We start from the raw sequence: 11,421 nt of genomic DNA, 5'->3' as shown, positions 1-11,421 counted from the left end.
ACCTGAACACACTTATTTGCTCTAAAAATCTAGAAATTGTCTTCTTTTGTTTCTTGTTCAGCAACCCCTAATTAAATATGATGACACTTGCTCACTAGGGGTAAAACTGAAGCTAGCGTACCCCTTTGGCAAGGAGCACGCTAGCACGGGTAAGGTACTTTGGTTATTGGTAATTGAGCAGACTCGATATTACCTTTTACCTTTTAGACGCGAAATTTCAAGTCTCTATTCGTCGTCGAAGTCATCCTCGTCGTCTTCCTCTTCTTCCTCGAAATCGTCGTCGTCTACTACTTCGTCAGCAATTAATTCATCTTCTTCATCTAGAATTGACCTTTCTGCACGTCTGCTGCCAAAGCCAGATTCCCCAAGAGTAGGAGAATCTAAATTATAGGTGCGAGCTGTGCGATCGTCTAAGACCATATCTAGGGGATCATCAACTTCATCTAACACACTACTGGTAATTTCAGCAGTATAGTCATCGATCGCACCGGGTTCTTCATAGGTATTGTAACCAGTACCAGCCGGAATCAATCGCCCGATAATCACGTTTTCCTTTAATCCGCGCAGCCAGTCAGATTTGCCTTCGATAGCTGCTTCGGTAAGTACCCGTGTTGTCTCTTGGAATGATGCGGCGGAGATAAAGCTGTCGGTGTTCAACGATGCTTTGGTGATACCCAACAATACTGGAGTATACTGTGCCCTTGCACCGCCTGTAATTGCCATAGCTTCGTTTACCTGCTCAACTTGGCGCAGTTCCACCAATTCGCCAGGAAGCATAGTAGTGTCACCACCATCATCAATCCTGACTTTGTTGGTCATCTGGCGAACAATTACTTCAATGTGCTTATCGGAAATATCAATCCCTTGAGACTGATACACCATTTGCACTTCATTCACTAAGAAAGTCTGTACCTTCTGCAAAGCAAGGCTAGCACAAGCATAGATTCCGTCTTCAGAACCCAGACTAAAGAAGATTTCCAAAATTTCGTGGGGATTGGATGGGCCATCAGTTAACGGTTGTCCCGCTAATACCATTGAGCCATCTGGCACAATCAAGTTTTGTCCAGGGCCCAGAGGATAATCTGTCACCACGCCATTTGATTCTACGACCTTAATAGCGATCGCTTCATCACCACTCTCAGCGTAAACTACCTTAACTTCACCCGCCCGCCGACATAAAATACAGGCTTCTTTAGGTTTCCGAGCTTCAAGCAGTTCCTCAATCCGGGGCAAACCTTGAATGATATCTCCGGTTTTGGCGCGTTCAAACACCAGCAACACTAAGTTATCACCCCGTTGTACTAAATCGCCGTCTTCTATCTGTAATACAGCACCAGGGCTGACTCGATAAGGGCGACCGATACGAGTAGTAATAACGAAGTTTTTATTACTAAGAGCTGATTCCCCACCAGATGCAGCAGCGGCATTTTTAATATCTACTACCTGTCCTGATTCTGGGGCAAAAACTCCAGGAGCAACTTCTGTACCTTCTACTAGCAAATCACCCACTTTCACCTTGGGCTGAGTACTAGTATTAATGGTGAGCCTGTCAACGTCGCGCAACACTAAGCAACGACGCACGTTTTCGGTTCCTTTTTGGACACCCCGTACTTCCCCACCTTCTTTACACAAGATTTGGGTACGTGCGACTACAGAACCTGGGGCAATGGTTAGCCCATCGTGTACCTCAAGTGTAGTCTGGGTACTACCTTGGGTGGCATCGGCGGTAATGTCTCGACGAATTACCAAGGATTCCAAAATTACCAGTTGTAAACGTTGAACTTCTGGGTCTTCGGTATCTTCTACTAATTCAATATCTGCTGCTAGGGGTGAAGCATTATGATCTTGTTCCCCTTCTTGCTCAATTTCCAGCACTAGCTGGGTTCGCAGCAGTTCCACACCTTCAACAGATTTGACGCGTTCTGAATCTTTGTAAGGTAGTCGTTGCACAGCCCGCAACTGAATCGATCGCCCGGTTTGTTGACTTACAGATGTAGTGGATGGCACATCTGGGTTATCTGGTACAGCAAACTCAACGACTGGACGGCTCAACAGGGCGGGGCCTTCTGGTGTCTCCACATACTGGATATAACGCAATTCCGTGGCAACATTACCTTGGAATTCCTCACCTGGTTGGATGAAGGTGTTATCTCGCCCGATGACTGATTCTGGATCGTCCACCATCAACAGTTCGCCTGGCTTCACCACAACTTCCCGCAGGATGTCGTTTTTCTGGGTCACTTCTACCACACCACTATTTTGGCAGAAGATATCTTTCACGACTTCGGTGCCAGCTTCCACAAACTGACCGTCTTCCACCAACAGCAAGGAGATATCTTTATTAACTTCGTGGCTTTCTTCAGGAATCCACAACAGTGTACCGCCCTGAACGACTTCATAACCCAGCTTGGCTTTACCTTTTTTCTGGACTTCGACACCTGCGAATTTCAGGAATCCACCAGTGGTTGTGCGATAGCGGTCATCAATTAACTCAGCTACTACTTGACCATTTTGCACTTTTGTGCCTGGTGTAGCTCGGAGGTTAAATACCTGGTTGTTGCCAGTAGATACTAAGTAGTTATTACGACCTTGAGAACTTTGGACTGTCACAGTTGCCTGGTCTAAAACCACAGAAGCAGTGATAATCTCAATTTCTCTGGTACTCTTACCTGGGGTAGCTTCTGGCAAGCGCACCACACCGCCGTGTAAACTGGCTAATTTGGTTTCTGCTAAAACTCCATTAGCAGCGATTGCATCACCATTTTTCACCACTAATTCGGCCCCGGGCGGCAAGTTGTAAACTTCTCCAGACAAAATCCAAATCAAACCACCGCGTGCGGCTGTGGTTGTGGTATTGCCTTGACGGTCAGTTTTTTGTTCTGGAACAACTTCGGCAAATTGCACTTCCCCTGCTAAGTCAGAGGCTACATCTTTAACTGCTTTTTCTGTATTAGTCCGAGTTGTCCGTCCACCAAGGGCAACCTCTGCCAATAACTGACCTTGTTTTACCTTATTTCCATCAAATACATATAGTGTTGAACCTTGGGTAAGATGAACCTCTTGGTTCTCTGGAGTCACATCACCTACTTTTGTTGGCTCCAAAAGCATGATGCCATTAGCCTCAACATAGAGGGCATCTTCCCCGTGGCGGGTACGATATGTTCTGGTTTTCAGTTTGCGGGGAAGTTTGACAGTCCCATCAATTTTGGAACGAACTTGTTGTGCCACTTCTCCAGTAAACACCCCACCAGTGTGGAATGTCCGCATGGTTAACTGAGTACCAGGTTCACCAATACTTTGGGCAGCAATAATCCCTACAGCTTCGCCCAAGTCCACCATCTTGGCGTGTGCCAAACTCCAGCCGTAGCAGTGTTGACAGACAGAACGTGCGGCTTCACAAGTTAGGGGCGATCGCACCACAACTTCTCCCACCCCAGACTTTTCAATTTTCTTCGCCAAGTCTTCAGGAATTGGCGAATTGCGTGCTGCAATCAATTCTTTTGTGACCGGATGCACCACATCTTCGCCAATTACCCGTCCCATCAAGCGAGTTGCTAGAGGAATCAAGGTTTTAGCACCTTCTGTCATTGGTCGAATGCTAAGACCTCTGGTAGTCCCACAGTCAAATTCCCGAATAATTACATCCTGGGAAACGTCCACCAATCGGCGGGTGAGATAACCAGAGTCAGCCGTCCGTAAGGCAGTATCCACCAATCCTTTTCTGGCACCGTAAGACGAAATAATGTATTCCGTCACAGTTAGCCCTTCACGGAAGTTGGTTTTGATAGGTAAATCGATAATTTCACCTTGAGGATCTGCCATCAGTCCCCGCATCCCCACCAACTGCCGGACTTGTGAGATGTTACCCCGTGCCCCGGAGAATGCCATCATATATACGGAGTTCAGGGGATTAGTCTTCTTGAAGTGAACGACTACTTCATCTTTCAAAGCTTCACTGGTACCATTCCAAGTATCGATTACCTTTTGGAAGCGTTCTACTTCAGTGATTTCTCCCCGTTGATAACGGGTTTCAGTAGCACGAATTTCTTCCTCGGCTGCTTCTAAGAGCAATCGTTTAGTTGGTGGTATCATCAAGTCATCTACACTGATGGAAACCCCTGCTTTGGTAGCGTAGCGAAATCCCAAATCTTTCAATTTGTCCGCCATCACTGCGGTTCGCGCTGTACCATAATTCGTAAAAGCCCAAGAAATTAAATTTCTCAGTTGACCTTTGTCAACCACGCGATTGCGAAAAATCATTTTTTCGTTAGTCATTAATCATTAGTCCTGAGTCATCAATAATTAATAATTCGTAATACTCGCCAAACGCGAGAAGCAAGCTACGTAATTCGTAATTAATTCTTTAATTACGAATTAGAAATTACGAATTAACTTGCTAGTGCTTCCTGAATGGCATTGTTGTAAATAACGCGACCAGGAGTTGTGTATATATACTGTGAAAGTACATTGCCCTTAGCGTCTTGTCTGACTCGACGGAACTTATAGAGTAATGTGCGGGTACCATCCTCGTTTTCCGTCACTTTCACGGGTTCTGTATCCGGCTGGTCTGATTCTATTTCGCCGTCAAACCTTACGTAAATATAGGCGTGCAAGTCAATTTGATCTTGCTGGAAGGCCATAATTACATCCTCTAGCGAAGAAAAGTAATTTCCTGCCCCTTTTGTCGCACCGGGATTTTCTGCTGTTAAATAATAGGCTCCCAACACCATATCTTGGCTAGGTGTGATGATCGGTTTACCCGTGGCTGGTGACAAAATATTGTTAGAAGCCAACATCAACAACCGCGCTTCAGCCTGACTTTCTAACGACAGAGGGACGTGTACCGCCATTTGGTCGCCGTCAAAGTCGGCGTTAAAGGCTGGACACACCAGAGGATGCAGTTGAATCGCTCTACCTTCTACTAAAATTGGTTCAAAAGACTGAATACCCAAACGGTGCAATGTTGGTGCCCGGTTTAGCATTACAGGGTGTCCTTCAATTACCTCTTCCAGCACATCCCAAACACTGGGATCATTGCGGGATATCAGTTTTTTCGCAGCTTTGATGTTATTTACCATGCCGCTACGAATCAGGCGGTTAATTACAAATGGTTGAAATAGCTCAATTGCCATTTCTCTAGGCAAACCGCACTGGTGAATTTTCAGCTTTGGCCCGACCACAATTACCGAACGTCCAGAGTAGTCAACCCGTTTACCTAACAAGTTTTGTCGGAAACGTCCTTGCTTACCCTCAATAATGTCGGACAAAGATTTCAGGGGTCGATTATTTGCCCCTACCACAGTGCGTCCCCGACGACCATTGTCAATCAAAGCATCCACTGCTTCTTGCAGCATCCGCTTTTCGTTCCGCACGATAATCTCTGGTGCTAAAATTTCTTGCAAGCGTGCCAAACGATTGTTGCGGTTAATTACCCGCCGATACAAATCATTCAAATCGCTCGTGGCAAACCGTCCGCCATCTAGCTGCACCATTGGCCGCAAGTCCGGGGGAATCACGGGAATAACTGCCATTACCATCCACTCTGGTTTGGAACCAGTGGCGATAAAGTTGTCAATAACCCGCAGTCGCTTAATTAGCTTGGCTCTCTTTTGTCCCTTGGCGTTGCCAATTTCTTCGCGTAGGCTTTCGGCTTCTTGCTCCAAATTGATATCGGCAAGCAAACGCAATAGCGCTTCAGCACCAATACCTACCTCTACGCCTTGCAGCACAGAATCTTCGCTATAAATTTGGTCTTCTATTTCCAACCACTGGTCTTCACTCAGTAGCTGTTTGTAAGTTAAAGTTTCGGCATTACCTGCACTCAGGACAACATAAGAGTTGAAATAGACAATCTGCTCGACATCCCGCAATGGCATATCCAACAGGATGGAAATATAGCTAGGAATGCCTTTGAGATACCAAACGTGAGCTACTGGTGCGGCGAGTTTAATATAGCCCATGCGGTGGCGACGCACCCGTGACTCGGTGACTTCTACCCCACAGCGCTCACAGACAATACCTCTATGACGAACTCTTTTATACTTACCACAATGGCATTCCCAATCTTTCGCTGGGCCAAAGATGCGCTCACAAAATAAGCCATCCATTTCTGGTTTGAGAGTTCGGTAATTAATCGTTTCTGGCTTGGTAACTTCACCGACTACTTGACCGTTGGGCAATGTTCTTTCTCCCCACTGCCGAATGCGTTCGGGGGAAGCCAAGCCGATTTTTACGTAGTCAAACTGATTAGTTTGGGCAGGTCTCATACTTAAGTGCTGAGTTTCGAGTTATGAGTTTTGAGTATATTTAGTTTTACAACATTGGGAACGGGGCATTGGGCATTGGGCATTTTTCCCATTCCCGATGCCCGATGCCCGATTCTCTAATTCTTATTCGTCATCTTCCAGCGATTCGCGGGAAAGAGATTCATAAGTTGGTCGAGGAGGTGTGCGACGGGCTGATTGGTCTGCCATCAAATCGACTTCCACATCTAGGGAACTGCCGTCTGCTTGGGTTTCTACCTTGTGTACAGCAATATCCAACCCTAATGATTGCAACTCGCGCATTAGCACCTTAAAGGATTCTGGGGTTCCAGGTCTAGGAATTGCCTTACCTTTAACGATCGCATTTAACGCTTCATTCCGTCCTTGCATATCGTCAGATTTAACTGTGAGCAATTCCTGTAAGGTGTAAGCCGCACCAAAGGCTTCCAATGCCCACACTTCCATTTCTCCAAACCGTTGACCACCTTGTTGTGCTTTACCACCCAAGGGTTGCTGAGTCACCAGTGAGTATGGGCCTGTAGAACGGGCGTGGATCTTATCATCCACCAAATGCACCAGCTTCAGCATATAAGCCACACCGATGGTAATTGCTCGGTCAAAGGGTTCGCCTGTACGACCGTCATATACCATGATTTTACCTGGATTATCTGGGTTATATACCCAGTCTTTCCCTGTTTCGTCACGTGCTTCTTGCAATTTGCCATGCACAATACGGCGCGATGACTCTTCACCGTACATTTCATCAAAGGGAGTAATCTTAAATCGGACTCCCAAAGTTTGACCAGCCCAACCCAAGAGGCACTCAAATACTTGTCCGACGTTCATCCGACTGGGTACACCCAAGGGGTTAAGTACAATATCCACTGGTGAACCATCGGGCAAATAAGGCATATCTTCTGCCGGTAATATCCGAGAAATAATCCCTTTATTACCGTGGCGTCCTGCCATTTTGTCGCCAACTTGGATTTTGCGTTTTTGGGCAACGTACACCCGGACTACCATATTGGCTCCTGGTGGTAGTTCATCGCCTTGTTCACGAGTAAACAAGCGTACATCAACTACGCGACCTTTTTCACCGTTGGGGACTCGCAGGGAATTGTCGCGCACATCCCGCGCTTTTTCACCGAAAATCGCCCGTAATAGTTTTTCTTCTGGTGGTTGGTCAGATTCACCTTTGGGTGTTACCTTACCCACCAAAATATCTCCCGCTTCTACCCATGCCCCAATGCGAATGATTCCTTGTTCATCCAACTGACGCAAGGCATCTTCCCCAACGTTGGGAATTTCTCTGGTAATTTCTTCTGGCCCCAGTTTTGTTTGTCTAGCTTCAATTTCATATTTTTCAATGTGAATTGAGGTGTAGACATCATCCTGCACCAGTCTTTCAGAGATTAAAATTGCATCTTCGTAGTTGTAGCCTTCCCAAGGCATATAGGCAACGACGATATTTTGTCCTAGCGCCAATTCACCGCCTTCGGTGGAGGAGCCGTCAGCCAATACCTGACCAGCAACAACCCGTTCACCAATGCGGACGAGAGGTTTCTGATTTAAACAGGTGTCTTGGTTTGAGCGTTGATACTTGGAAAGGGTGTATCTAATTTCGGAGGTGTTAGGTTTAGGACGGACGCGAATTTCTGTAGCATCCACATAAGTAACATCGCCATCGGTACGCGATACAACCACCATCCCGGAGTCTCTTGCTCCTTGCGCTTCTAAACCAGTCCCCACTAGAGGACGCTCTGGCTTAAGCAAAGGTACTGCTTGCCGTTGCATGTTCGACCCCATCAGCGCTCGGTTAGCGTCATCATGCTCCAAGAAGGGAATCATGCTGGTTGCTACCGACACAATCTGTACGGGAGATACTGCTACGTAGTCCACCTGTTCTGGTGTTGTGGTGGAAAATTCTTGACGATAACGGACTGGCACTAGTGGCCCAATAATGTGTCCGGTTTCATCTACAGGAATATCTCCCGGGGCAACCCGCAGATCGTCTTCTTCATCGGCTGTCATGTAGGCTGGAGGCAGATCAAATCTGACTCGCCCATTTTCTACAGGTCTAAATGGTGTTTCGAGGAAGCCGTACAGGTTAACCCGTGCATGGGTTGCTAAGGAGCCAATCAATCCGGCGTTGGGACCTTCTGGTGTCTCAATGGGGCAAATACGTCCATAGTGGCTAGGGTGAATATCCCGCACGGCAAACCCAGCGCGTTCGCGGGTTAAACCACCAGGTCCAAGGGCGCTTAGACGGCGTTTGTGGGTCAGTTCTGCAAGAGGATTGGTTTGATCCATGAACTGACTTAACTGGCTGGAACCAAAGAATTCTTTAATTGCTGCTACCAATGGTTTGGGGTTCACCAAGGAGGCAGGGGTTAGCACTTCAGCATCGGATACGGTCATCCGTTCCCGAATGATTCTCTCTAGGCGGTTTAAGCCTACTCTTACTTGGTTTTGCAGCAATTCACCGACGCTTCTCACTCGACGGTTGCCTAAGTGGTCAATGTCATCTATATTACCGATGTCATATTCTAGATTGATCAGGTAATCTACGGCTGCCAAAATATCGCCAGCAGTTAACACCCGCATGGTGTCTGGGACTGAAAGGCGCAATTTCTTGTTGAGTTTGTACCGTCCAACGCGACCAAGGTCATAACGTTTCGCGTCAAAGAAACGAGAGTCTAGCAGTTGTTGTCCACCTAAGACCGTAGGTGGTTCACCAGGACGCAGTTTCCGATATAACTCCATCAGGGCTTCTTCTTCAGAAAATTGCCCTTCTTTTTCGATGGTTTTTTGGAAATATTCGGGGTGGCGTAGGGCATCAAAGATTTCGTTGTCTGATAACCCTAAAGCTTTTAGTAGTACCTGCGCTGAGAGTTTACGGGTTTTGTCGATACGTACCCACACTAAATCGTTACGGTCTGTTTCAAATTTCAGCCATGCTCCCCGGTTGGGAATTAAGCTAGCTGAATAAGTACGTCGCCCGTTTTTGTCGATTTCTGATTTGTAATAAACGCCTGGTGATCGCACTATCTGGTTGACAATTACCCGTTCGGCTCCGTTAATAATAAACGTGCCGCGATCGGTCATCAAAGGCAAATCACCAATGAATACCTCTTGCTCTTTGATTTCCCCGGTTTCCTTATTAATCAACCGTGTGGGAACATACATTTGGACGGCATAAGTACTATCCCGCCGCTTGGCTTCTTCGACGCTATACTTTGGCTCCTTGAGTTTGTAGTTATGACCCAAAAAGTGCAATTCTAATTTGCCCGTATAATCTGTAATAGGACTAAAGGAGTTAAGTTCTTCTATCAGCCCTTCTTCCAAAAACCAGCGAAAGCTTGATCGCTGGATTTCAATCAAGTCGGGCAACAGAAAGGCGGGTTCCATATATGTTTCTTTAGTCATGCCTCTTCCTTTGTCAACCTGGTAAAATTTTCCCTTGGACACTGCTGTTTGACGCTTCCCACTGCTAGCCAGTGCCCTTGGCTGTCTGGGAATTTTTTCTTAGACACTTGTGATTTACCTCTTTGGGCAAAAGCAGCGATTAAATCTGGCTGGAATGAGCAATTTTCACAAGGAAGCAATTGCCCCTAATAAGGGACTAAGTAATGGGTAATCGGTACTATGAAAGCATGGTAAGAGTTCCTGAAAGTCTTTTCTCTTTGCATCTCATGCCCAATAAAGCCAATCGCATCTCTGACAAGAGAAACTACGCCTAGCTTGCTTAAAAGCAGGGAGAAAAGTCGGCAGAACCACCCAACGCCCTGGCTCCCCAATGCCCATTTCAAATAGAATATCCAGTTAAAATATTCCTGAATTTGATTTACTTTCTTCACTTCCCCTCCAAAAAGCGCGTTAATTTGTTGACGCAGCTCCACACAGTGTGTTTTAAATCCACCCCGCTGTTTATACTCTCAGTGATATTTTAGATATCCTAAGACTGAGGGAATGATCCGCACCTTGTCGATTTTGAATCAGAATCACTTCATTTTGCTTGATTGTACTCACAAGGCAATTTTTGTTTAACGATTTTGAATAGGTTCAATACAAAGTAAACCGATGTTGTGCAAAAGTCTAGCTCAATTTAGGTTGGCACAGTTAGTCATGTGTGAAGAGCATCCGCTTGTAGAGATATTGAGGATGGCCAAGCCATAACAGCATGGAAGATTAAGATGAGAACTTATATGCTCCTTCTTTTATCATTATGACGCAAGCAAAATGTTTTTGAGGGAATAATATTAGCATATTTTTGTCCCCCTACAGGTTTATTTTTTTTACACAACTTAACAAAAGATCCTAGAACACATTTGATATTGACAACCCGAATAATTCACAGGCATTTTGGGTGGTTTGATGGGCGATCGCTTCTACCGTTTCATGACGCAGTTTAGCTACTTGCTCGGCTACATAAAGTACGTAGGCAGGCTCGTTGCGCCTCTCGCCTCTTTTCGGAACTGGAGCGAGAAATGGGCAGTCTGTTTCAATCAGGAGGCGATCGCTACTTACCATTGCAGCTGAGGATTGGATTGCTTTGGCATTTTTGAACGTTACCGTACCGCTAAAGCTGATATAGAAGCCTAAATCGAGAAACCATTGGGTTTCTTCTGGCGTTCCTCCCCAGCAATGCATCACACCCCGCACTCTTTCTCCCTTAAGTTCCCGCCATTTTTGCAACACTTCTCTGGTTGCTACAGCAGCATCGCGGCAGTGGATAATTACTGGTAAATTCAGTTCAGATGCGATCGCCAACTGGGACTCGAAAACCATATACTGTTGTTCCTGGTTATCAGCTTTGTAAAAATCCAGCCCCATTTCCCCAATTGCTACCACATTTGAGTCAGAACTCGCTAAACTTTTGATTTTCTCAGCTGTCTCGCTATTCCATTTATCAGCATCTAAAGGATGTAATCCTACAGCAAAACTAATTTCGGGAAACTCTTGGGCTATGGATTGAATACTGGAAAACTCCTCTGGGTGAACACAGGAATGCACTAAATGCACTACACCAGCTTCTTGCCACCGCGATCGCACTGTTGCTAAATCCGGCTGGAAACTATCAAAGTTAAGATGTACATGGGTGTCTATCAGTTGCATCTTTTGTCCTTTGTTGTTTGTCCTTCGTCATTTGTCGTTTGTT

General features: G+C 46.0%; 5 protein-coding genes. All 5 read right to left on the bottom strand.

Features of this window, described 5'->3' with window-relative positions:
• Positions 1–225 precede the first annotated feature (225 nt).
• The gene (locus HWQ43_RS02565) at positions 226–4,275 is read right to left on the bottom strand and encodes a DNA-directed RNA polymerase subunit beta'' (RefSeq protein ID WP_292729818.1); all 4,050 of its coding nucleotides are present in this window, start codon (positions 4,273–4,275) and stop codon (positions 226–228) included.
• A 113-nt stretch (positions 4,276–4,388) separates the two neighbouring features.
• On the bottom strand, positions 4,389–6,266 hold the full coding sequence (locus tag HWQ43_RS02560; protein ID WP_094342607.1) for a DNA-directed RNA polymerase subunit gamma: 1,878 nt from the start codon (positions 6,264–6,266) through the stop codon (positions 4,389–4,391).
• A gap of 123 nt (positions 6,267–6,389) precedes the next feature.
• On the bottom strand, positions 6,390–9,689 hold the full coding sequence (gene rpoB / locus HWQ43_RS02555; RefSeq protein WP_292729815.1) for a DNA-directed RNA polymerase subunit beta: 3,300 nt from the start codon (positions 9,687–9,689) through the stop codon (positions 6,390–6,392).
• A 185-nt stretch (positions 9,690–9,874) separates the two neighbouring features.
• Complete coding sequence (locus HWQ43_RS02550) at positions 9,875–10,162, bottom strand: hypothetical protein (protein WP_292729812.1); 288 nt, start codon at positions 10,160–10,162, stop codon at positions 9,875–9,877.
• A gap of 418 nt (positions 10,163–10,580) precedes the next feature.
• A complete protein-coding gene (locus HWQ43_RS02545; protein WP_292729809.1) occupies positions 10,581–11,378 on the bottom strand; it encodes a TatD family hydrolase in 798 nt (265 codons plus the stop codon).
• Positions 11,379–11,421 lie beyond the last annotated feature (43 nt).

Source organism: Nostoc sp. JL31, assembly GCF_017114965.1.
Lineage (GTDB): Bacteria > Cyanobacteriota > Cyanobacteriia > Cyanobacteriales > Nostocaceae > Nostoc > Nostoc punctiforme_A.
The sequence above is the reverse complement of the archived record's forward strand: the minus strand, read 5'-3'. Positions and strand labels throughout refer to the sequence as shown.

Excerpts from the sequence above, each read along its gene's own strand:
- HWQ43_RS02565 (WP_292729818.1), bottom strand. The coding sequence starts at position 4,275 with ATGACTAACGAAAAAATGATTTTTCGCAATCGCGTGGTTGACAAAGGT.
- HWQ43_RS02560 (WP_094342607.1), bottom strand. The coding sequence starts at position 6,266 with ATGAGACCTGCCCAAACTAATCAGTTTGACTACGTAAAAATCGGCTTG.
- rpoB (WP_292729815.1), bottom strand. The coding sequence starts at position 9,689 with ATGACTAAAGAAACATATATGGAACCCGCCTTTCTGTTGCCCGACTTG.
- HWQ43_RS02545 (WP_292729809.1), bottom strand. The coding sequence starts at position 11,378 with ATGCAACTGATAGACACCCATGTACATCTTAACTTTGATAGTTTCCAG.